Here is a 23,757-nt window from a genome sequence, read left to right on the forward strand (position 1 = left end):
TTTCCTCCAATATATGAAGAAAAAAATACGCATAGGCATTCTGGGAGGGACGTTTGACCCGCCTCATCTGGGGCATATTGCATTGGCGAGGGAAGCAGCCCGCCAGCTTGAGCTGGACAAGGTCATATTTATACCCGCGCTTTTACCTCCCCATAAAACGGTAAAAGATAACAATCCCAGCCTTCGATATAAAATGGCCGCATTAGCGTGCCGGAACAATCCTTTATTTGAGGTCTCGACCATAGAATTAGACAGAAACGGCATCTCATATTCCGTCGATACATTGCGCGAGCTTAAAAAGATATACGGCGCGTCCACCCGGTTTTTCTTTCTAACGGGCTCTGATTCACTAAAAGAGCTAAAAACCTGGAAAGAGAGCAAAAAGTTACTGAAGCTTACACATTTTGTGGTGGCAAAGAGGCCGGGTTTTCCTATGCGCGGAACAAAGTGCGGTATGATAGTGCTAAATGCGCCGCTTTTAGATATATCTTCTTCCGCAATAAGAAAGCGCGTGAAGAACTCTCTTCCCATAAAGCAATTAGTTCCGGAAGCGGTCAGAAAATTTATTAAAGATAAAGGATTGTACAAATAGGCTTGACGATTATATTTTTTTGTGATAACCTGATTTAAATTTAATCTGCCCCGCCATAGCGGGGTCATTTAAGGAGGAAAGAATGGCTGATAAGGGATATTGCGTAAAGTGCAAGTCAAAAAAAGAGATGAAGGAAACAAAGAAGATCAAAATGAAGAACGGAAGACCGGCCATGAAGGGCCGCTGCACAGATTGCGGTACGGGCATGTACGTAATAATGAAGGTCGAATAATTTAGGCATTGAAGAATATTTCAACCAATAAGAAGATCACAGTTACGCGAAACGCGGCTTTGGCTAAGAAGGCCAAAGATGTCGTGTTGCTGGATCTCAGGAAGTTGCCTGCTATCTCAGATTATTTTATATTGGCCAGCGGTGAGTCCACTACGCAGATAGAGGCTATAGCTGATAATATAGAGAAAGAGCTCTTCCTTAATCATTGCAGGATATGGCACAGAGAAGGCTCGGGCGATGCGCGCTGGATCTTGCTTGATTACGGCGATGTAGTGGTTCATGTCTTTCACAGCCAGACAAGAGACTTTTACAAGTTGGATAAACTCTGGCACGATTCGCCGCGCAGGAACCTTCACCCGCAATGATCTCAGCCAAGTTCGAAAAGAATCTTAAAGACTTAATTACCGCATGCATAAGGGATATGGAGCGCGAAGGGCTGGTTAAGCTCAGCCTTCCGAACAGCGCGCATATTCCAGATATCGAACTTGAAGGCCCGCGCGACAAGAGCCATGGAGACCTGTCCACAAACGTCGCATTGCAGCTGGCAAAGTACGCAAAGAAAAACCCCGCTGATTACGCCGCGCTTCTTTCCGAAAGAATAAACACATCCCTTAAAAAATCCGATTTGAAAGACACCATAGAGAAGGTGGAGTCAAAACCGCCTGGTTTTATAAATTTTTGGTTTTCCGAAAGTCATCTTTTAGAGACATTAGAATACATATCCCTAAAAAAGACGAGATACGGCAGTATCGACCTTGGCCGCGGGATGAGGGTAGATATCGAGTTCGTAAGCGCCAACCCGACAGGGCCCCTCACTATTGCGCACGGACGGCAGGCGGCATTCGGCGATAGCTTGGCCAATATACTGGCATTCGCCGGCTACAGGATGACCCGCGAATATTACGTAAATGACGAAGGCAACCAGATGAATATGTTGGCCCAATCCATCCGCGCCCGCTATCTGGAATCATACGCCATTACGGCAGAATTCCCCGCCGAAGGATATCAGGGCTCTTACATAAAGGATATAGCCGCGGCGATTAAAGAAAAATACGGCACTCGCTTCATCAAAAAAGAATCTTTGGAATTTTTTAAGGATTTTGGTTGTAAATGGCTTTTGGCTGACATAAAAGATGACCTTGGAAAATTTAACGTAAAGTTTGACGTGTGGTATAGCCAAAAGAAACTGGGCCAGTCCAACAGGATAAAGAACGCGATAAATTTTTTGTCCAAAAAATGCCTTATCTACGAAAAAGGCGGCGCGCTCTGGTTCAAATCGACAGACTTGGGTGACGATAAGGACAGAGTGATCATAAAAAGTACCGGAGAGTACACCTACCTTGCGCCTGATATAGCCTACCATGTGCATAAATTTAAGAGGGGCTTCGAGCGCCTTATTGATATTTGGGGGCCCGACCACCATGGATATATCCCCAGGATGAAGGCGGCTGTCAGGGCTATGGGTCGGAAAGACGAGTGCTTCTATCCGCTTATTATCCAGTTAAGTACTTTATATAGAAACGGAAAAGCTGTACAGATGTCCACAAGATCCGGCGAATTTATGACATTGCGCGAATTGAGGGAAGAGGCAGGATTTGACGCGACGCGCTTCTTTTTCCTTAGAAGAAAAAGGGATTCACATCTTGACTTCGACATGGAATTGGCAAAAAAACATTCCATGGATAACCCCGTATACTATATACAATATGCCCACGCGAGGATCTCGAGCCTTCTTGAGTATAAAAAGACTCTGAGATCCGCGGCCAAAGGACCTATCGACAAAGAATACCTTAAGGGCAAGGATGAGCTGGATGTCATAAAGACGCTCGGATATTTTCCGCTGATTATAGAAACATGTTCCAAGACGCTTGAGGTATTTCCACTTCTGGCGTATCTTGAAGAAGTCGCCTCTTCATTCCACAGCTATTATAATAAGCATCGGATAGTTACTGACGATCGGCGCGAAACAAGGGCGAAACTCTTTTTGTGCCTTGCTATCCAGACTGTCATTGCCAACGGGCTCAAGCTTTTAGGCGTGACCAGCCCGAAAAGCATGTAATCTATTTAGATAAATCCTTCATTTTAATCCGTTCAAAAGACATTTTCCAAAAGAGTAACTCAAATGTTCGAATCCATAAAAATATACAAGAATGAAAAATTGGACTTGGAAGGACTGCTCGCCGAGCTTTATCACTATGGCTATGAGCATGTCCAGAGGGTGGCCGAGTGTGGCGATTTCAGCCGGCACGGCGAAGTGGTGTCTATATTTCCGGTTACGTTTTCAGATCCTATACGCCTTGAACTAAAAAATGACACCATAGAAAAGATAAGAAGTTATGATATTGAAACCGGCCGCGCGATAGAGGAGCATAACGCCGTAATAATACTCCCCTTGAAGGGAATTCACAAAAAGACGATAAGATCAAAGGCTGTAGAGCTTTCGGAACGCTCGCCCATAGATAGTTTTGTTGATATAGAGCCCGGCAATAGGGTCGTGCACGTAGAGCACGGCATAGGTATATATAGGGGCGTAGAAAGGCATAAGCAAGGCGCGAAGATTATGGACAATATAGTCATTGAATATGCCGAAGGCGATAAACTTTATGTGCCGTTCTCGGACATAAATTTAGTCCAGAAATATATAGGTTTCGAAAAGAAGTCTACTATCCACAAATTGGGAGGCAAGCTTTGGAAGAGGGCTAAACTCGCTGCCCAAAAAGGAATAAATAATCTTGCCCTTGAACTGCTTGAGCTTGCCGTAAAAAGAGAGGCGATGGAAGGGTTTCAGTTTTCAAAGGATGCGGACTGGCAGAAGGAATTAGAAGGCAATTTTCCGTTTAAAGAGACGCCGGACCAGGCGAAGGCGGCGGAGGAGGTAAAAGGAGATATGGAAAAGCCGAAGCCGATGGACCGCCTGATATGCGGCGACGTAGGCTACGGCAAGACGGAAGTGGCTCTTCGCGCGGCATTTAAAGCGGTTATGGATAATAAGCAGGTGGCCATGTTGGTACCGACCACAATATTGGCAGAGCAGCATTATAATACGTTTACAGGCAGGATGAAGAAATATCCCGTATCCATCGCCATGCTAAGCAGATTTAATACCGGATCCGAACAGAAGCGGATTCTCCAGTTGCTTAAGGACGGCAAAATAGATATAGTCATAGGTACGCACCGTCTTTTATCTTTGGACGTGGGTTTTAAGGATCTGGGGCTTGTAATAATAGATGAGGAACAGAGATTTGGCGTTAAGCATAAGGAGACATTGAAAAAGATGAGACTGATGGTGGATGTGCTTACGATGACGGCAACACCCATACCAAGGACTTTATACATGTCCCTGATGAGCGCAAAAGATATGTCGCAGTTGGAAACGCCCCCTCAGGATAGACTACCCATCAAGACAACTATTCTGCGTTATGACGAGGGAGCGATAAAAGAGGCCATAGAGCGTGAAGTGAGCCGGAAGGGGCAGGTATATTTTGTTACCAATAGGATAAGAGGGATAGAGAAGATAGCGTATCATTTGGAAAAATTGTGCCGCGACGCCAAGATTGATGTAGCGCACGGTCAAATGCCGCCCAGAGCCCTTGAGTCTGCGATGTTAAAATTTATAAAAGGGGATACAGATGTCCTTCTATCTACGGCAATAATAGAATCCGGCATAGATATACCCAACGCAAATACGATAATCATAAATAATGCGGACCGGTTCGGCCTGGCGGATTTATACCAACTGCGCGGCCGCGTGGGACGGTTCAAAAGGCAGGCATACGCGTATCTGGTCATGTCCAAAGAAGGCTCGTCAGCGACACTCGCCCAAAGCCGACTCGATACCATACATAAGTTTACGGCGCTCGGTTCCGGATTCAGGATAGCCATGAAGGACTTGGAAATGAGGGGCGCCGGGAATATTTTAGGGTCGGAGCAGCACGGCTATATAAATTCTATAGGTTTCGACCTTTATTGCAGGCTGCTAAAAGGCGCGGTCAGCGCATATAAAAAGACCTTGAGAATCGGCGCTTAGCGTGGTATACTAAATTTTCAACCGTTAGTACACAATTTACAGAAAGGAAATACGATGAAAAGGATCATGTTTGGTATACTGGCAGCCGCTCTTCTTTTGTCATTTGCCGGCTGTGCCAATGAAAGTAAGCGCATACTTGCCAAAGTGGACGGTGAAAGTATAACGCTTAAAAACTTTAATGACCGCATAACAAAACTGCCGAAACAATATCAGGATATAGTCAAAGCGCAGAAACGCAATTATCTAGACGACCTTATTATGGAAAAACTGCTGTATAAGAAGGCGGTAAAGACGGGCATAGATAAAGACAAAGAGACTCAGGAGATCATTGTCGAGGCAACAAAAAAGATCGTTATCGCAAGGCTTGTAGAGAGGGAAGTGGAGAAGAAGGTAAAGGTCTCGGATGATGAGGCCAGGAAATATTACGATGAACACAGCGAAGAGTTTATGCTGCCGGAGAGATGGCGCGCCTCTCACATACTTGTCGATACGCCCGAAGAGGCCAATGCGATAAAACAGAAATTGGACCAGGGCGCGTCGTTTGATGAACTGGCGCGGGAAAAGTCGAAAGACGCGACGGCGAAGATAGGCGGGGATATAGGATATTTCTCAAGGGGGCAGCTTGTGCCGGAATTTGAGGAGGAATGCTATAAGCTTAAAGTCGGCGAAGTGGGAGATGTGGTAAAGACACAGTTCGGTTATCATGTTATCATTCTTACAGACAAGAAGAATCCGGAAGTGCAGGAATTTGCGGCGGTAGGGGACATGATAAGGAAAGAACTGGAGCGCGAGAAAAAGAAGGCGCTCTTAGATAAGATGATGACGGATGTGCGCAGTAACGCCAAGATAGTCATAAATGAAAAACTTTTGGATGAAGAGATTAAGAAAGATGCTAAAGATACCAAGAATCCTCCGGAAGCGCCGACCGGAGCAGATTCGGGAAAGAGCGAATAACCAATAATATGAAAAAAAGATTTTATATAAAAACCATATGCGTTATGACTTTATTTCTGTTCGCAGCCGCGCAGTACGCCCATTCGGTAGTGGTAGATAAAATAGTCGGCGTCGTAAACGGCGAAGTGATAACCCAGCGCGAAGTGGCGCAATACCTCTATCCCGTATACGAGGAATATCAGAAAGAGTATACCGGAAGAAACCTCGAAGAAAAGATGATGGAAGCTGAAGACATGGTATTAAATCAGCTTATAGAGGATAAGCTGATCCTCTCGGAGGCCAAAAAGGAGGGCATAAAGGCCGATAATGATGAAGTAGATGCCCGGATCAGAGAGATTGCCATCGAGAGGTTTGGCTCGGAGGAGAAATTCAGAGAAGTGCTCGCTATACAGAATATATCCTTCAGCGAAATGAAAGAGTCGCTGAGAAACGATATCATAAAATCAAAAATAGTCCGCGAGAAAGTCGGCAGCAGAGTCATCATTACTCCCAGCGAGGTAAGGCGGTATTACGATGAGCATATTGATGAATTTGTAGAGCCGGAGAGCGCGGAAGTATTCAATATGTTAGTTAGAAAAAAAGAAGCGCAGGATGACAAGTCCAAAGAATTAATTAAGAAGATAAAAACACTCATTGATAACGGGAAGGATTTTGAAGCGCTTGCCATGGAATATTCGGAGGGGCCGAACGCCAAGGGCGGCGGAGGGTTAGGATTTATATCGAAAGGCGAGATGATAAAAGAGATAGACGAAACAATCTTCGCGCTGGAACCAACTCAGGTATCCGAGATCGTGGAAACTCCCATCGGTTATCATATATTTAAGGTAACTGAGAAACTGCCAGCAACATCAAAGGATTTTGATTCCGCAAAAGAGGAGATAACGGAAGCTATTTACAAAAAGAAGATACAGAGGAATCTTGCAAAATGGCTTAAGGAGCTGAAAGAAAATGCCTATATCTCCATCAAGTAAGCCGCTCGTCGCGCTTACCATGGGCGATCCCTCCGGAATAGGCGCCGAAATAATATTGCAGGCCCTCGCTAAACCCGCCATAAAAAAACTTGCGGACTATATAGTAATCGGCGACCTTCGGGTCCTTGAAAAAGCAAATCATATTTTACAAAGACGCGGCATGCCATCTATTTCTAAACCGGCGTCGATAAACGTACTTGACCTGCAAAATGTCCGGATGGGCGGATTTTCGTTCGGAAAAGAGCGCGCGGATTACGGAAGGGCTTCCATAGAGTACATACGCGAGGCCTTTCGGCTTGTAAGATCCGGGGCAGCAGATAGCATAGTCACCGCCCCCATAAATAAATCCTCTGCCAAAAAATCCGGTTTTAAATTTCCGGGGCACACTGAATACCTTGCCGCTCAGAGCGGCGCAAAAGATTATGTGATGATGCTTGCCGGCGGGCCTCTCAGGGTAAGCCTGGTCACGCGGCATGTCAGGCTAAAAAAAGTCTCTCGTATACTTACTTCGGCCAAGATAGAGCGAACTATAAATATCACGCTAAAAGCGCTGAAGGATGACTTCGGGATCTCCCGTCCCCGAGTGGGGGTATGCGCGCTTAATCCACACGCCTCGGACGGCGGTATTTTCGGAAACGAAGAAAAAAAGATAATCTCTCCGGCGGTGAATAAATTCCGAAGACAGGGAGTGAGCGGGCCGTATCCGGCCGATGCGCTTTTTTATGATGCCTACCATGGCAGGTTTGACTGCGTAATATGCCTTTATCATGACCAGGGCCTTATTCCATTAAAGATGATAGCGAGGGACAGCGGGGTAAATATCACTTTGGGGCTGGGTTTTGTAAGGACTTCGCCCGACCATGGTACGGCGTTTGATATCGCAGGAAAAGGCAAAGCGGATCCGCGTTCCATGGAAATGGCTATCAAAATGGCAGTAGATATGGCCGTTAATAGAAAAAGATATGCTTTCAAAAAGCGAAATTAAGTCCTTAGAGAAAAAATTCGGATTCAGGCCCCAGAAGAGACTGGGGCAGAATTTTTTAATAGATACGAACATACAGAAAAAGATCCTTGAGGCAGCTAATCTAAAAAAAAATGACACGGTATTAGAGGTAGGCCCGGGCCTCGGCGAGCTGACGTTTGATATGTCGAGATCGGTAAAAGAAGTTGTCGCTGTTGAGTTTGATAAGAAATTATTTTCTATTCTTGACGCGCTCGCGGGAGATTTTAAAAACATATCTATAGTGCATGAAGACTTTCTGAAGTATGATATCGCCGGGCTCTCGCCGCCGGGCGGGAAAATAAAAATCATATCGAATCTTCCATATTGTGTCAGTACGCCCATTATATTGAAACTGCTCCGGAATAAAGCCTGCATAGAATCGGCGCTCTTGACTCTTCAGCGGGAAGTAGCCGAGAGACTTACAGCAGAACCTAAAACCAAAGCATACGGCTCGCTGACTCTCTTTACGGCGTTTCAGGCAGAAGTAAAAAGGCTCTTCAATATAAAAAAGAATTCTTTTTATCCCGTGCCGCAGGTAGACTCTGCAGTCATACTGCTGAAACCGCGCAGGGAAGCGCCGGTCCAGGTCGATGACGAGGATCTCTTATTAGCTTTAATAAAGACAGCATTTTCGTCGCGCCGGAAGACGCTTGCGAATTCGCTCTTCGCGGCCGGTTTCAAAGATCTCCCCAAAACTACCATCCAGAATATCCTCCACAAAGCGGGCATATCTGAAAATGCGCGAGCGGAAGAGCTATCGCTCTCCGATTTCGCCCGCATCGCAAATCTTTTCTGAAATAATATTGGTACTCTCCTCGCTCCAGGCGAAATTCTTAACGCTTCTCACTTCGTCAAAAAGTGCCCTCGCTTTGCTCGGGCACCCCGGAAAGCTATTAACGGGGGCGGGGGCGAAATAACTCGGGGGCATTACCATGCCCCCTCATCCGGCACCTATGGTGCCGGACCGCTCCGCGGAACATATTTCGCCCTTTTAAAAACCGCTTTTTGACTCGTTCGAAGCTAAATTTCGCAGTCGCTCGGAGAGGTGCCAATATTATTTCAAGAGATTAAGTTGACATTTGGGAAATCGTGTGGTATTTTATACTATAATATTGCTCTATATACTTTTATTACCGTAAGTGTGGAGACGTAAGTGTCCATAACGAAAGATGATGTAAAATATATTGCCGCTCTCGCCAGGCTTAAATTGACCGAAAAAGAGACAGAGTATTTCACGGGCCAATTAAGCAGTATAATCGACTACATAGACCAATTGAAGGAATTGGATACCCGGAACATAGAGCCTACCACTCACCCAATGCCCATGCAGAATGTTTTCCGCCCCGATATTGTCAAGCCATCGCTCAACGCGGATGACGTTTTAAAGAATGCGCCGGCGAAGGAAAATAACCTTTTCAAAGTTCCCAGGATTATTGAGGAAAGTTAGATGGACCTAAACAGACATACGGCACTCGCCCTTTTGGAGATGATAAAAGCAGGGAAAGCCAATGCCCGGGAAGTGCTGGATGATGTCCTTAAAAGAATAGAGTCTGTCGACAAAAAGGTAAAAGCCTTTATCAATATCGCAAGCCCCGAAACATTGAAGCGCAGGCTCTCATCGCAGCCCAAAGGCAGGCTGAGCGGTATCCCCATTGTCTTAAAAGATAATCTTTGCCAAGAAGGGCAGCCGGCAACCTGTTCCTCAAAGATTCTTAAAGGATTCAATCCGCCTTACAACGCTACGGTAGTGGAAAAATTGGAAAAAGACGGTGCCGTTATAATCGGAAAGGCCAATATGGATGAGTTTGCTTTTGGCTCTTCCTGCGAAACATCTTCTTACGGCGCCACAAAAAATCCATGGGACCTTACGCGGATACCGGGCGGTTCGAGCGGCGGTTCCGCCGCGGCAGTAGCGGCAGACGAGACGATTTTAGCCCTCGGTTCGGATACGGGCGGTTCCATACGCCAGCCCGCCGCTTTATGCGGCGTTGTCGGATTAAAGCCGACTTACGGGCGCGTTTCGCGCTACGGGCTCATTGCATTTGCGTCAAGCCTGGATCAGATAGGTCCCATAGCTAAGGATGTTGCCGATTGCGCGCTGCTTCTTAATGTAATAGCGGGCTACGATGAAAAAGATTCCACATCTGTAAATGCGCCGGTTCCCGATTATCTTGACTCACTTGGCCGCGATATAAGCGGGCTTAAAGCGGGAGTGCCGAAGGAATATTTTGTAGAGGGGTTGGACAAGGAAGTGAGGAATAGCGTAAGAGAGGCTATAAATGTTTTTAAAAAACTTGGCGTAAAGATAATGGACATAAGCCTTCCGCACACCAAATATGCGGTAAGCACTTATTATATAATTGCCCCCGCGGAAGCAAGTTCAAATCTCGCGCGTTTCGACGGTGTCCAATACGGCCACAGGCGAAAAGGCGCCAAAAATATCATAGATATGTACAAAGATACTAGGTCAGAGGGGTTCGGAGACGAAGCGAAACGGCGTATCATGCTGGGTACTTACGTTCTTAGCAGCGGTTATTACGATGCTTATTATCTTAAGGCGCTTAAAGTCAGGACGAAGATAAGAGAAGATTTTGAGAAGGCTTTCAAAGAGTGCGATTTCATAATTACTCCTACATCCCCTACGGCAGCATTCAAGATAGGAGAAAAGACAGGCGACCCTATCAGCATGTATCTTTCGGACGTTTATACTATCCCGGCCAATTTGGCGGGAATACCGGGCATATCGATACCTTGCGGCTTTACCGAAAACGGGCTGCCGATAGGCCTTCAGATACTTGCAAGGGCGTTTGGGGAAGAGACGATCTTCAAAGCGGCGCACGCCTTTGAGCGGAGCACGGATTTTCATAAAAGGAAACCGGCATTATGAAATACGATGTTTACATAGGGCTTGAGGTTCATCTTCAGCTGTCAACAAAGACAAAAGCGTTCTGTTCCTGCGGCACCGTCTTCGGCGAAGCGCCGAACAGTCAAACGTGCCCCGTATGCCTTGGCCTTCCGGGCGCGCTGCCTGTCCTGAATAAAGAGGTGCTTACAAGCGCCATAAAAGTTGCGCTCGCTCTTGACTGTTCGATAGCCGAAAGGATGAAATTTGACCGCAAAAATTATTATTACCCTGATCTACCGAAGAATTTTCAGATCTCACAATATGACAAGCCGCTTTCATATGACGGGCACCTGGACATAACTATCGGCGGAAAAGAAAAGAGGATAGGCGTAAAAAGGGTGCACATAGAAGAAGACGCGGGTAAATTATTTCATAAAGCGGATTACAGCCTTGTGGACTATAACAGGACAGGTACTCCGCTTCTGGAAATAGTATCCGAGCCGGATATGTCATCACCGGAAGAGGCATATGCGTATTTAGCGACTCTAAAGTCCGTATTGAAATATCTGGACGTCTCGGATTGTAACATGGAGGAAGGCAGCCTGCGGTGCGACGCGAATATATCTTTGAATCGAAAAGGTTCGGGGAAGCTGGGCACAAAGACGGAGCTTAAGAACATGAATTCATTTAAGTGGGTCAGGAGCGCCCTGGAGTACGAAATCAACAGGCAGTCCGAAATACTCGATGATGGCGGAAAGATTACCCAGGAAACGCGGTTATGGAACGCTGATAAGGCCGTCACTATTTCCATGCGCACGAAAGAGGAGGCCCACGATTACCGCTATTTTCCCGAGCCGGACCTTGTGCCTTTTAGCGTAAGCAGGGAATTGGTCGACGAGGTAAAGCGCGCGATTCCGGAGCTTCCGAAAGAGCGGATGGCGCGTTTTGTTTCGCAGTATGCTATACCGGCTTACGACGCCTCGGTGCTTACACAGGAAAAGAAGGCCGCCGATTTTTTTGAAGAGGCCGTAAGGATACATAGTAATCCCAAGGGTATATCAAATTGGATAATGGGAACTTTAAATGCCATACTTAATGAGAAACGCCTGGATATAGACAGGACAAAGCTTTTACCCGCTAACCTTGCGCTTATGGTAAAGATGATAGACGACGGCGCGATAAGCGCCAAAATAGGAAAAGAGATGCTTTTGGAAATGGTTGATACGGGAGAGTCGCCGGATGTATTGGTAGAAAAGAAAGGGCTCAGGCAGATTTCAGATGCCGGGGCGCTTGAAGGTATTATAGATAAAATCATTAAAGAAAACGAAAGATCGGTAAGCGATTATAAATCGGGCAAGAAAAACGCATTGGCGCATCTTGTGGGGCAGATAATGAAGGATACCAAAGGACGCGCAAACCCCAAAACCGTCAATGAAATCTTGCTCAAAAAATTGGAGGGGTAATATACATCATGAAGGCAAAAAAGATTCTCTTATGGATAGTTGTGCTGGCGTTGTTGTTTACATTAAGGACGGCTAATTGCGCCCAGAAGGCCGAAAAGCGCCAAGACATGTCGGCGATGTACGAACAGATACAGCTATTCTCAGATGCCATTACCATCATACAGAAGAATTATGTGGATACCATAGAGCCCAAAAAATTGATATACGGCGCGCTCGGAGGCATGCTGAGGGCGCTTGACCCATACAGCCAGTTTATGGATCCCGATATGTACAACGAGATAAAAGTGGAGACCACCGGCAAATTCGGCGGGCTGGGCATAGAGATATCAATACGCGATAACCTCTTGACCGTAATAGCGCCCATAGATGGTACGCCAGCGTATAAGGCAGGCATAAAGGCGCTCGACAGGATAGTGAAGATCAACAATGAGTCCACAAGAGATATAACCCTGCTCGAGGCCGTAAAGAAATTAAGGGGAGAACCGGGCACGACAGTCGATGTTACGGTTTTGCGCGAAGGCGAGAAGAAGCTTTTGGATTTTACTATAAAAAGGGACATAATAAAAGTAGACAGCTTAAAGAAAGCGGAAGTACTGGAAGGCGACATAGGATATATCAGGCTTATCGAATTTCAGCAGGACACCTCCAAGGAACTTGATAAAGCGCTTGCCTCTCTTGAAGTCAAAAATATCAAGGGACTTATACTGGACCTGAGGGATAACCCAGGCGGGTTGTTGGACAGCGCCGTTGATGTGTCGGATAAGTTCCTGCATAACAATGAAATTATAGTGACGACAAAAGGCAGGCAGGAAGATCAGGTTTTGGAGTTCAGGGCGCGTAAGAAAGGCGCCCTGCATGATTATCCGATAGCCATCCTTGTAAACGGCGGATCAGCAAGCGCTTCTGAGATAGTTGCCGGCGCGATACAGGATAATAAGAGAGGGCTTGTGATCGGCATAAAGACTTTCGGCAAAGGATCTGTCCAGACTGTTGTACCATTACCGGACGGCTCGGCACTCCGGATCACGACGGCGAAGTATCTTACGCCGAGCGGCCGCTCAATAATGAACGACGGCATAGAGCCGGATGTAGTAGTTGAACAAAAAGAATATAAAGAGTCGGCAAAAGAAAATGCCGAAGATATATTTGAGAGCCTCGAAGAGAAAGACCTGGAGAAAGCGCTCGAGGAGAATAAAAAAGCGTATGACCACCAGCTTTCGACGGGCATCAATATATTACGCGGGATAATAGCTTATAACGGTAAAGGCATTCGTGATTGATTTTTTATCCGGTCGCGCAAAGCTTATCATAGCTCTTCTTGCGGCCCTTGTGGTGGTTTTCGTGCTTTTTGCGCGAAGAGACTATACAGGGAATACCGAGCGCCTTGACTCTATGATCTTGGAAACGGTACGGGATTCTGGTGTTCCCGACAGCGATTTTGTTTTCGGCAAACAAGAGAAAGGTAAAAGCGGCGGCCGCACCTTCTTAAAGATCACGCGCCGCTACGAAGTAAGCCGGAGCTTTGACCTTAACAGATTTCAGTCCGAGATAGACAAAAAGCTGCGTAAGACAGGTTTTAAAACCGTAAAATCCGTTTTCGAAAAGCGCGGGGAGCGCGAGGAACATACAGTCTATTTTTCCTTTAAAAACAGGATAATATATGAGATATCGTTTTTGAAGAAAGCATATGGGCGTATTTCGCGCCGAGGCGCAAAGAATGCTAAGATCGCTATAGTCCTGGATGACTTTGGTTATAACATGAATAATCTCGAAACTCTTTACGGCATAAACGCGCCTATTACGATATCGATTCTGCCGAATATCACTTATTCAAAAAGGATTGCGGAAGAGGCGAGCGCAAAGAATATAGAGATCCTTTTACATCTGCCGCTTGAACCGCGCGGAGAAGAAGATAATCTGGAGCCCGGGACCATAAAGGTCGGTATGCCGCCCAGAGAAGTCAAGGCGTTGTTGAAAAAGGCGATAGAAAGCGTGCCGCGAATAAAAGGCGTCTCTAATCATATGGGCTCAAAGGCCACAGAAGACAAAGAGCTGATGAAGGTAATATTTGACGAGCTCAAAAAGCGGCGCTTATATTTTATGGACAGCCTTGTTACCGACAGCTCTATGTGCGAAGTCGCGGCCCTTAAGTCCGGATTGCGCATTGCGACAAGAGATGTATTTCTGGATAACGAATCGGACGAAAGATATATAGAAAATCAACTAAGGCGCACTGCCGAAATAGCCGCAAAAAGCGGCTCAGCCGTAGGGCTGGGCCACGACCGGCCGAACACAATACGCGTATTGGCAAAGATCATCCCAGAACTTAAAAGCGAAGGATTTCAATTTGTCTATCTTTCGGAACTCGTGAAGTGATATGATAGTCTTAGGCATAGAGACCTCATGCGATGAAACTGCCGTGGCAGTTCTTAAAGATAATACGATACTTTCTAATTCGGTTTCATCTAGCATTGACCTGCATAAGGACTTCGGAGGCGTGATACCCGAGATAGCATGCAGGTATCATGTGGAGTATATAAACTATGTCCTTCGCGATGCCCTTAAAGCGGCAGGCAAGACTTTAAAAGATGTAGACCTTATTGCTGTTACGGTCAAGCCGGGGCTTGTGGGCGCGCTTTTAGTAGGCGTGTCACTTGCCAAGGCGCTGGCCTTATCGCTGGATGTGCCGATAATAGGGGTGGATCACCTGATAGCGCACTTGTATGCGCCATGCGTAAGCGGTGAGAATGTTAAATTCCCGTTTGTCGGGATGGTGGTATCGGGCGGGCACACAAATCTATTTTTAGTACGCAGCGTAACAAAATATAAACTATTGGGACAGACGCTGGATGATGCCGCAGGCGAGGCATTCGATAAAGTTGCAAAACTCCTGGGGTTGGGGTATCCGGGCGGCCCGGTCATACAGAAAATGGCAGCGAAAGGCAGGGTGGATAAGAAACTTTTTTCTCTCGAAAGCTTTGACGGCAGCCTCAATTTCAGTTTTAGCGGCATTAAGACGGCGGTTCTTTACCACTTGCGGGATAGGCTAAAGAAAGGGAAACTAGCCGCCAAAGAGATCAATGATATTGCCGCAAGTTTTCAGGATGCGGTAACCGATATTTTGACAAAAAAAGCTATCCTTGCGTGCGAAAGAGAGAGGGTGTATACTTTGGTATTGGGCGGCGGAGTAACGGCTAATGAGGAGCTGAGGCGGAAGATAGCCGGCGCTACGCAATATAGCGGTATAAAGCTGTATCTTCCCCTCAAAAAATTGTGTCTGGATAACGCTGCGATGGTTGCGGGATTGGGAGGGGCGCTGTACAAAAGGAGAGTAATATCCGATCTTGGTATCAGCGCTGAATCAAGCAGTATTTATGCCGCATAAAAAATTTTAAAAAGGAGAGTCCATGATACAAGTTAGCGATTGGCAAATGATAATGCGCCTTGTAATGAGCGTGCTCCTTTGCGGAGCAATCGGCCTGGAACGGGAGGTGCGCGGGAGATCCGCGGGCCTGAGGACGCATATATTGGTGGGCTTAAGCTCGTGCCTTTTGATGATAATATCTATTTTTGTGGCGCAGAGTTTCGGTGAAGCGCATATGTTTGACCCGGGGCGTATAGCAGCGGGAGTAGTGACGGGCATGGGGTTTCTCGGCGCCGGCACAATAATACGCTACGGCGAGTCTATAAAAGGATTGACTACGGCAGCGAGTTTATGGGCGGTAACGGCAGTAGGATTGGCCGTAGGAGCCGGATTTTATCTGGCGGCATATGTTTCAACAGCTTTAATTCTAATAACGCTTTTTGCATTATCACGAGTTGAAAAAAGTATCAGTAAAGGGAAATAAATAGGAGGTGCGGCATGATGAAGAGGAGAGAAGCCGTAGAAAAAGTGCTTGATGTTGATGCCACTATGCAGGGTTCGTTGACGTTTAAGGATCCGGTGAATCTGCGCATAAACGGCAGTTTTGACGGGACACTTGATACGAAAGGCACTCTGACAATCAGCGAAAGCGCTATTGTCAGAGCAGAAATAAGGGGCGAGAGCATAATCGTTGCCGGCCGCGTATACGGCAATATAATCGCCGAACGCGAGCTTAAAATAATTCCGCCGGCACATGTTACGGGCAATGTTACCACGCCGCGCCTCAATATACTTGACGGGGCCGTGTTGGACGGCGAATGTCACATGACTACGCCCGGGAGCCATTCAAGCAGCGCGACAAAGAATGTTATGACAGCAGAGGAGCTCGCCAAGTATCTTGAAGTGGAGACCCCCATGATTTTTGAATGGGCCTCCTCCGGCAAGCTTCCGGCTTTCAAAGACAAAGACAACTGGAAATTTGAGAGAAATAGAATAGACGAGTGGATAGCAAACGGCAAAGTGATCTAGGTAATAAATGCAAGAAAATAGCCCGCTAATGGCGTTAAGCTATTTCCTTGGTGGAACTCGGGAGATTTATAATGCTAATGAGTAAGACAAATTGCGCGAATAAGCGCTGGGAAGAAAAATAGCGTATGCACCAAGAAAAACTTTTAAACATAAAAGAGGTGGCGGAATATTTAGGCCTTTCCGAAGAAAAGGTAAAGCGCCTTGTCTCCGCAGGGGATATCCCTGCATATAAGATTGCCGGGCTTCTGCTCAGATTTAAAAAAGACCAGATAGATCAATACAAAAGAAAGATAATTTCGGGTGATACAACGCAGGCAATTCCGGCTTCTTTCCGGATAGAACGAAAAGCAGGCGCAGCCAGACGTGCTTTTGCAAAAGAGGAAGCGGCGGTACCTTATTCGGTTATGGAAAAGCTCGAAGACTTCCTTTACTATAACGATTTTTACATTCTGTCGCTCATTCTGCTTCTGCTTGTGCTATTCGCAATTTTTGATATGTAGGGCTTATGCGGAGTGAAAAGATTTTACTGGATGTCCTCGCGAAAGTGAGGGCCGGGAAGATTTCTAAAAATAAGGCGGCCAGAGCGCTAAGCGGATTTCCTTCTCGCGAACTTGAATTCGCCAATATAGATTGCGCGAGGCACGCACGATGCGGCTTTCCTGAAGCAGTTTATTGCGAAGGCAAGACAGTAGAACAGATCAGGCGGATATCACGCGAGATATTGAAGTGCGACGGGTTTCTTCTTTTGACGCGATTGGCCGAAAGTTCCTATAAAAAGATAAAGCGGTCTTTCCCGCATTTAAAATACAATAAGCTTGGCAGGGTAGCCTATTGCCGGAAGGCTTTGGCGCCGGCATGGAAGAACAAGAATAGAAAAGTTATTCTTATAATAACTGCGGGGACTTCCGATATCCCGGTTGCCGAGGAAGCGAAGGCGACACTTTTAGCTGTAGGCGCAAACGTCAGGACTCTCTACGATGTCGGTGTAGCGGGCATCCACCGCGTTTTAAATAAAGTGGATGAGCTTAGAGAGGCCAATGTCATCATAGTGGCGGCCGGCATGGATGGCGCCCTCGCGAGCGTTGTGGGTGGAATTGTCTCAAAGCCCGTGATCGCCGTTCCTACAAGCTGCGGTTACGGGGCGAGCTTTAAAGGGCTGGCGGCGCTTCTTACCATGCTTAACAGCTGCGCGCCGGGTGTATCCGTTGTAAATATTGATAATGGTTTCGGCGCCGCATACATAGCGAACATGATTAATAATATGAATCTTAAGTAGCAATTAGCAACATCAGCTGAAAGCTAAAAAACATGCCGATAAAACCCGAAATAATCGAAGAGATGCTTAAAGGGACCGGGCTCCTTCGCGCCGACGAGATAAAGGATGCCCTTCGCCTCCAGCGCGATACAAGAGAACGGCTCGGACTTATTTTTTTAAGGAAGGGTAGTATATCGGACGAAAATATAAGAAGCGTCGTTACCGCTCAGATAGGCATCGAAACCGAAAAGACAGAAAACCTGAAGATAGAGTCTGATACTTTAAGAAAAGTTCCGGTGACCTTTGCCCACCACCACCGCGTAATCCCCGTAAAATTCGAGAACGATACCCTTACCGTCGCAACGGATAACCCGTTTAATTTTCTTGCGTTCGGCAACTTTAAAATTTTCCTCGGTTATAAAATAGAAGGTATTCTTACCACCGGGCAGGATCTGGATGATTTGCTGGAAAAGTATTACGGATTAAAAGAAGGCGCGCCCATTGACGCGCTGGTAGCGGGTATGGATACCCGTAAGAAGATAACGCTGAGAGAGATTGAAGAAGAAAAGGCTCGGCCGATATCAAAAGAAGAGGAGACGCCCGTAGTCAAGCTGGTAGGCCTTCTTATAGCCGAAGCCTTTAAGAAAAGAGCAAGCGATGTCCATATAGAACCCCTCGAAAACAAATTTCGTATAAGGTATAGGATCGACGGCGTGCTTCATGAAGTGCCCGGCCCTCCTAAAAGATTACAGGCCTCGGTCATAAGCAGAGTTAAGATAATGGCCGGAATGGACATAGCGGAAAAGAGGCTCCCGCAGGACGGAAGGATCAGGATAGAGATAGGCGGTAAAGAATTGGACCTCAGGGTCTCAACCCTTCCCGCCATATACGGCGAAAGCGTAGTCTTGCGAATATTGGATAAATCCAGCTTCCTGCTTGGGTTGAAAGAGCTGGGATTTATGCCTGAGGATGAGAAGAGATTCGAACGCCTTATAAAAGCGCCTAACGGCATACTTCTTGTTACGGGGCCTACAGGCAGTGGTAAGACGACGACTCTTTACGCCTCGCTTAGCCACATAAATAAACCTGACAGAAAACTGATCACGGTTGAAGATCCGGTTGAATATCAGATAAGCGGCATAAACCAGGTGCAGGTCAAGCCGCAGATAAACCTTACATTTGCCATGGGACTGAGGAGCATATTGCGCCAGGCCCCCGACGTAATAATGGTGGGCGAAATAAGAGATTTTGAGACAGCGCAGATAGCGATACAGGCAGCGCTCACCGGCCATCTTGTTTTTTCGACCTTGCACACAAATGATGCGCCCGGGGCGGTGACCAGGTTGATAGATATGGGCATTAAGCCCTATCTTGTCGCCTCGGCCCTTCAGGCAGTACTAGCCCAGCGGCTTGTCAGGGTGATATGCCCCAACTGCAAAGAAGAATACGATCCCAGTAAGGAAGAGATAGCGGCGCTGAATCTCAAGCCGGAACAATTGAAAAAAGCTAAATTTTTTAGAGGAAAAGGGTGCGACGAATGCGGTAATAGCGGTTATCGGGGCAGGATAGGTATTTTTGAATTACTAATAATGACTGATGAGGTGCGGGAGATGATATTTGAAAAGGCCTCGAGCAGCACGCTAAAGGAAAAGGCAAAGAATTTCGGGATGGCGACTCTTAGAGAAGACGGAGTGAGGAAGGTGCTAAAAGGCATGACCACTGTATCGGAAGTAATGAGAGTAACGCAGCAGGATGTGGTTTGAAAATAATGTAGTCCCTCGGCTTCGCTCGGGACGATTTGCAGCCGAGCAATAGAGGGCAAATCGGAGGGCATATGGAAATAGATCAACTTTTACAAATATGTATCGAACGTAACGCGTCAGATATCCATCTTACCGTAGGAAAGCCACCTACCCTGAGGGTGGACGGTATGTTGGATCCGCTGGATTATAATCCTCTTTCGGCAAACGATACGGAAGCGCTCATCAAATCGATAACAAGCGAAAGTCATCTTCAGAAAGTCCAGAAGTTCGGAGGAGCAGATTTTGGCTTGAGTTTCGGCGATGTCGCGAGATTCCGCGTCTCTGTCTATAAGCAGAAAGGATACTGGGGGACATCGCTCCGGCTTATTCCCTCCAAGCTGCTTACATTTGAGGAGATAGGCCTGCCGCTTAGCGTAAAAGAACTTTTGCATAGGCCGAGGGGTCTTATACTTGTAACGGGCCCCACAGGCGGCGGAAAGACGTCGACCTTGGCATCTATGACCGACTATGTAAATACTAACCGCGATGCTCATATCATAACCATAGAAGACCCGATAGAATATTACCACGAGCATAAAAGAGGCATCATCACACAGCGCGAACTGGGGGTTGACGTATATTCTTTCAGCGAGGCGATAGTAAGGGGCCTAAGGATGAACCCCGACGTTATACTTGTGGGAGAGATGCGCGATTTGGCTACCATAGAAGCCGCTATTCTGGCGGCGGAAACCGGCCATCTCGTTCTTGCGACGCTCCATACTACAAGCGCAGCCCAGACAGTGGATAGAATCATAAATGTGTTTCCTCCGCAGCAGCAGGAGCAGGTAAGAATGCAGCTATCTACTTCTATCCTTGCCATATTCTGCCAGCAGCTTCTTATAAAAGCGACTAAAAAAGGAAGGGTCGCGGCGTTTGAAATAATGATCACGACCTCGTCTATACAGAACCTTATACGCGAGAAGAAGACATTCCGCATAACATCCGATATTCAGACGGGGGCAAAATACGGGATGAAGACATTTGACTCATCCCTCGTAGAGCTATACCAGCGCAACCTTATAGATTATGAGACGATGCTCCTAAAAGCATTTGAACCCGATCAGATTGAATTGCGGTTTCAAAAGGGGAGGAAATGAGCGAGAAGAAATATAAATCCCTGGGAAAGTTATTGCTTGATAGGGGCCTTATTACCGAAAGCCAGCTGCAGCAGTCCCTTGACGAGCAAAGGTATACCGGTAAATTGCTGGGAAGGACCCTGGTCGAGCTCGGCTTTGTCAAAGAAGACGAAATACTCAAAACGCTGGGCGTCCAGGCCGGTATAGAGTTTATCGATTTATCCAAAATAGACATACCCAAGGAAGTGCTGCAGAAGGTCTCGCCTACTATTACAAAGATATACAAGATTATGCCGGTCAAATTTGAGGGAAGTCTTCTTACCATAGCTATGAGCGACCCGCTCAATGTGAATATATCCGACGATCTCAGGTTTATGCTCGGCTGCAATATAAAGGGCGTGATAGCCAGAGAAAATGATATACTCTCGGCAATACAAAAGTATTACGGCGAAAGAGGCGAATCCATAAATGAGCTGCTCGGCGAGATAGATAAGAATATCCCGGCCGGCCAGCGCGAAGAGATAGAAGAAGAGGTGACGGACGTTGTAGTCCTGCAGGAACTCGCCTCGCAGCCTCCCGTCGTAAAACTGCTTAACCTTATACTTTTGCAGGCGGTGAAAGACAGGGCCTCGGATATACATTTTGAACCTTTCGAAGATAAGTATGCGATACGCTACAGGGTGGACGGTATATTATACGACATAACCACCCCGCCCAGAAATCTGGCGCTCGCGATAAGTTCAAGGATAAAGGTAATGTCAAGCCTCGATATAGCGGAACGCCGCCTGCCGCAGGACGGCCGCATAATGATATCGGTGGAAGGCAAAAACATCGATTTGAGGGTCTCTACGCTTCCGACTGTCTTTGGAGAGAGTGTCGTTATGAGGGTTTTAGACAGGGATGTTGTGAGCCTGTCGCTTGACCAAGTAGGGATGTCGGAAGACGTAAAGAAGGAGACGCGGCGCATTATTAACAAGCCAAACGGCATAGTGCTGTCCACAGGCCCGACGGGCTGCGGCAAGACGACCACGCTTTATTCGTGCCTGCGCGAAATAAATAGAATAGATTATAAAATAATAACCACCGAGGATCCGGTGGAATACGATATATCCGGGATCATACAGGTCTCCATAAAGCCGAAGATAAACCTCAATTTTGCGACCTGCCTCAGGCACATCCTGCGCCAGGACCCCGACATAATAATGGTGGGTGAAATCAGGGATGCCGAAACCGCGCAGATAGCCATTCAGGCTTCACTTACCGGCCATCTTGTCCTGAGTACGTTACATACAAATGATGCACCGGGCACCATAACACGGCTTATAAATATGGGAGTGGAACCGTTTCTTATAACTTCCACCCTTGAGGCGATAATAGCCCAAAGGCTCATAAGAGTAATATGTAAAAATTGCCGCGAAAGATATCATCCGGACCAGAATACGCTTGAGGAGACAGGCCTTAGAAAGGAAGAGCTTAAGGATATGGTTTTTTATAAAGGCAAAGGTTGCGGCCAATGCAATAAAAACGGCTATAAGGGCAGGATCGGGATATTTGAGCTTCTGATTATTACAGAAGGCCTGAAACCGCTTATAATGGATAAGGTCCGGACAAGCGTGCTCAGACAGGCGGCGCGCAAAGAAGGCATGGTGACATTGAGGGAAGATGGCCTCAAAAAAGTGCGCGAGGGTATAACGACCATAGAGGAAATAATGCGCGAGACGCAGCAGTACTTATAGGATAACGCATGCCGATATATTCTTATAAAGCAATAGATAAATTCGGAAAAGAGATAGCGGACGAAGTAGATGTCGCAAGTTATGACGAAGCGATAAAAAAGCTGCGCGGCCTGGGTTACTTTCCTACGCAGATTACCGCAAAGCGCAGCAAGGCATCTACTCGCGCCGCACATGCCGCGGGAGGAGCCGTTGGAGGGGTAGGCCTTTCCATGGAAATAAGCATACCGTTTCTTGGGATCGGTTCCGTCAATCAGAAACAGGTGACGCTTTTTACCCGGCAGTTAGCCACGCTTATAGGTGCGGGCCTGCCGCTTGTAAGGAGCCTTAATATTTTGCGGGACCAGATGAAGGCGGGGTCCTTTCGTAACATGGTACAGAGCGTCGCGAATCAGGTGGAAACAGGAAGTACTTTCTCAGACGCGCTGCTCAAGCATCCAAAGGCATTTTCGAGATTATTTGTTAATACCGTAAAAGCTGGCGAAACAGGGGGCGTTTTGGAAGTTGTGCTTACGCGTCTGGCGGAATTCAGCGAAAAGAGCGAGCGATTGAAGAACCGCATAAGATCGGCTCTTGCGTATCCCATCCTTGTCATCATGATAGCCCTCGGCGTCCTATCATTTCTCATAATCTTCGTCATCCCCAAGTTTATGGAACTTTTTAAGGAGCTAGGCACGGAACTTCCGCTTCCGACATTGATACTCTTACAAATAAGCGATTTTATGCAGCATAAGTGGCTATTAGGCATCATTTTTATCGTCGGTTTTATAATTCTTTATAACTTCGCGCTGCGCTTGGAACCGTTTAGGCTTTTAATAGATAATATAAAATTGCACCTGCCGGTATTCGGCGTTTTGGCCCAGAAGGTGGCAATCGCGAGATTCTCGCGCACGCTGGGGACGCTTATATCGAGCGGTGTGCCCATTCTACAAGCTCTTATGATCACAAAAGATACCGCGGGCAATGAAGTCATAGCCCGTTCACTTGGCAGGGTCCATGATAGTATCCGCGAAGGTGAGTCCATAGCAGGGCCGCTGGCAAAGACGAAGATATTTCCCCTCATGGTAGTCAATATGATAAGCGTGGGGGAAGAGACCGGCTCGCTCGACCAGATGCTTAACAAAGTAGCCGACACGTATGATGATGAGGTGGATGTTACCGTTACCGCGCTTACCTCGCTACTTGAGCCCCTGTTAATAGTGGGAATGGGCTTAATAGTCGGCGCTATCGTAATATCGATGTTTTTACCCCTGGTCAAGCTATTGACTACGTTGAGCGCGTAATGTATACTTATAGGCTGTCACGAAACTCGTTCTTTTAAACAGTGAAGAAGGACTTGATAAAGCGCAACTTATGACTACCACCGGATTTTACAGCAGCCAGGGCTACAGCCAATACCGATATATGCGCC

23 protein-coding genes are annotated in these 23,757 nt (G+C 46.8%); all 23 read left to right on the top strand.

Annotated features, from left to right (window positions below; genetic code table 11):
- The first annotated feature begins 13 nt into the window (after nucleotides 1-13).
- The 23 genes from nadD to KKI13_03085 all read left to right on the top strand — a co-directional run bounded on the left by nadD (nucleotide 14) and on the right by KKI13_03085 (nucleotide 23,629).
- Nucleotides 14-592: a nicotinate-nucleotide adenylyltransferase gene (gene nadD / locus KKI13_02975; protein ID MBU4488016.1), complete on the top strand. Its 579-nt coding sequence runs from the start codon at nucleotides 14-16 to the stop codon at nucleotides 590-592.
- Between the two features lie 82 nt (nucleotides 593-674).
- Nucleotides 675-824: a hypothetical protein gene (locus tag KKI13_02980; GenBank protein MBU4488017.1), complete on the top strand. Its 150-nt coding sequence runs from the start codon at nucleotides 675-677 to the stop codon at nucleotides 822-824.
- Nucleotides 825-859: 35 nt separating this feature from the next.
- Nucleotides 860-1,189, top strand: coding sequence for a ribosome silencing factor (gene rsfS / locus KKI13_02985; protein MBU4488018.1), 330 nt, complete (start codon nucleotides 860-862; stop codon nucleotides 1,187-1,189).
- Nucleotides 1,186-2,883 carry an arginine--tRNA ligase gene (locus KKI13_02990; GenBank protein MBU4488019.1) on the top strand — a complete coding sequence of 566 codons (1,698 nt, stop codon included), beginning with the start codon at nucleotides 1,186-1,188 and terminating at the stop codon, nucleotides 2,881-2,883. Before rsfS ends, KKI13_02990 begins: the two co-directional genes overlap by 4 nt.
- A 63-nt stretch (nucleotides 2,884-2,946) precedes the next feature.
- A complete protein-coding gene (gene mfd, locus KKI13_02995; protein ID MBU4488020.1) occupies nucleotides 2,947-4,851 on the top strand; it encodes a transcription-repair coupling factor in 1,905 nt (634 codons plus the stop codon).
- A gap of 54 nt (nucleotides 4,852-4,905) precedes the next feature.
- Nucleotides 4,906-5,805 carry a peptidylprolyl isomerase gene (locus KKI13_03000; protein ID MBU4488021.1) on the top strand — a complete coding sequence of 300 codons (900 nt, stop codon included), beginning with the start codon at nucleotides 4,906-4,908 and terminating at the stop codon, nucleotides 5,803-5,805.
- An 8-nt stretch (nucleotides 5,806-5,813) separates the two neighbouring features.
- Entirely contained in the window at nucleotides 5,814-6,776 is a 963-nt protein-coding gene (locus tag KKI13_03005) for a peptidyl-prolyl cis-trans isomerase (protein MBU4488022.1), read from the top strand.
- Nucleotides 6,754-7,761: a 4-hydroxythreonine-4-phosphate dehydrogenase PdxA gene (gene pdxA / locus KKI13_03010; protein ID MBU4488023.1), complete on the top strand. Its 1,008-nt coding sequence runs from the start codon at nucleotides 6,754-6,756 to the stop codon at nucleotides 7,759-7,761. The genes KKI13_03005 and pdxA overlap by 23 nt, the downstream gene beginning before the upstream one ends.
- Nucleotides 7,739-8,575: a ribosomal RNA small subunit methyltransferase A gene (rsmA, locus tag KKI13_03015; GenBank protein MBU4488024.1), complete on the top strand. Its 837-nt coding sequence runs from the start codon at nucleotides 7,739-7,741 to the stop codon at nucleotides 8,573-8,575. The genes pdxA and rsmA overlap by 23 nt, the downstream gene beginning before the upstream one ends.
- 357 nt (nucleotides 8,576-8,932) lie before the next feature.
- Entirely contained in the window at nucleotides 8,933-9,226 is a 294-nt protein-coding gene (gene gatC, locus KKI13_03020) for an Asp-tRNA(Asn)/Glu-tRNA(Gln) amidotransferase subunit GatC (GenBank protein ID MBU4488025.1), read from the top strand.
- Entirely contained in the window at nucleotides 9,227-10,666 is a 1,440-nt protein-coding gene (gene gatA / locus KKI13_03025) for an Asp-tRNA(Asn)/Glu-tRNA(Gln) amidotransferase subunit GatA (protein MBU4488026.1), read from the top strand.
- The gene (gene gatB, locus KKI13_03030; GenBank protein ID MBU4488027.1) at nucleotides 10,663-12,087 is read left to right on the top strand and encodes an Asp-tRNA(Asn)/Glu-tRNA(Gln) amidotransferase subunit GatB; all 1,425 of its coding nucleotides are present in this window, start codon (nucleotides 10,663-10,665) and stop codon (nucleotides 12,085-12,087) included. The genes gatA and gatB overlap by 4 nt, the downstream gene beginning before the upstream one ends.
- An 8-nt stretch (nucleotides 12,088-12,095) precedes the next feature.
- Entirely contained in the window at nucleotides 12,096-13,367 is a 1,272-nt protein-coding gene (locus tag KKI13_03035; GenBank protein ID MBU4488028.1) for a S41 family peptidase, read from the top strand.
- Nucleotides 13,360-14,463 carry a divergent polysaccharide deacetylase family protein gene (locus KKI13_03040; GenBank protein MBU4488029.1) on the top strand — a complete coding sequence of 368 codons (1,104 nt, stop codon included), beginning with the start codon at nucleotides 13,360-13,362 and terminating at the stop codon, nucleotides 14,461-14,463. The genes KKI13_03035 and KKI13_03040 overlap by 8 nt, the downstream gene beginning before the upstream one ends.
- Before the next feature lies 1 nt (nucleotide 14,464).
- A complete protein-coding gene (tsaD, locus tag KKI13_03045) occupies nucleotides 14,465-15,472 on the top strand; it encodes a tRNA (adenosine(37)-N6)-threonylcarbamoyltransferase complex transferase subunit TsaD (GenBank protein MBU4488030.1) in 1,008 nt (335 codons plus the stop codon).
- Nucleotides 15,473-15,494: 22 nt separating this feature from the next.
- The gene (locus KKI13_03050) at nucleotides 15,495-15,935 is read left to right on the top strand and encodes an MgtC/SapB family protein (protein ID MBU4488031.1); all 441 of its coding nucleotides are present in this window, start codon (nucleotides 15,495-15,497) and stop codon (nucleotides 15,933-15,935) included.
- 14 nt (nucleotides 15,936-15,949) lie between these two features.
- Nucleotides 15,950-16,480 (top strand): polymer-forming cytoskeletal protein, encoded by a 531-nt coding sequence (locus KKI13_03055; GenBank protein ID MBU4488032.1) that lies wholly within the window; start codon nucleotides 15,950-15,952, stop codon nucleotides 16,478-16,480.
- A 125-nt stretch (nucleotides 16,481-16,605) separates the two neighbouring features.
- Nucleotides 16,606-16,980, top strand: coding sequence for a helix-turn-helix domain-containing protein (locus KKI13_03060; protein MBU4488033.1), 375 nt, complete (start codon nucleotides 16,606-16,608; stop codon nucleotides 16,978-16,980).
- A gap of 5 nt (nucleotides 16,981-16,985) precedes the next feature.
- Nucleotides 16,986-17,756, top strand: a complete 771-nt coding sequence (gene larB / locus KKI13_03065; protein ID MBU4488034.1) for a nickel pincer cofactor biosynthesis protein LarB — start codon at nucleotides 16,986-16,988, stop codon at nucleotides 17,754-17,756.
- Between the two features lie 62 nt (nucleotides 17,757-17,818).
- Nucleotides 17,819-19,498 (top strand): type II secretion system ATPase GspE, encoded by a 1,680-nt coding sequence (gspE, locus tag KKI13_03070; GenBank protein MBU4488035.1) that lies wholly within the window; start codon nucleotides 17,819-17,821, stop codon nucleotides 19,496-19,498.
- A gap of 71 nt (nucleotides 19,499-19,569) precedes the next feature.
- Nucleotides 19,570-20,634, top strand: a complete 1,065-nt coding sequence (locus tag KKI13_03075) for a type IV pilus twitching motility protein PilT (GenBank protein ID MBU4488036.1) — start codon at nucleotides 19,570-19,572, stop codon at nucleotides 20,632-20,634.
- Nucleotides 20,631-22,349 (top strand): type II secretion system ATPase GspE, encoded by a 1,719-nt coding sequence (gene gspE, locus KKI13_03080; GenBank protein ID MBU4488037.1) that lies wholly within the window; start codon nucleotides 20,631-20,633, stop codon nucleotides 22,347-22,349. Before KKI13_03075 ends, gspE (KKI13_03080) begins: the two co-directional genes overlap by 4 nt.
- Nucleotides 22,350-22,357: 8 nt before the next feature.
- Nucleotides 22,358-23,629 (top strand): type II secretion system F family protein, encoded by a 1,272-nt coding sequence (locus tag KKI13_03085; GenBank protein MBU4488038.1) that lies wholly within the window; start codon nucleotides 22,358-22,360, stop codon nucleotides 23,627-23,629.
- Nucleotides 23,630-23,757 lie beyond the last annotated feature (128 nt).

Source organism: Candidatus Omnitrophota bacterium, assembly GCA_018894435.1.
Lineage (GTDB): Bacteria > Omnitrophota > Gorgyraeia > JAHIPI01 > JAHIPI01 > JAHIPI01.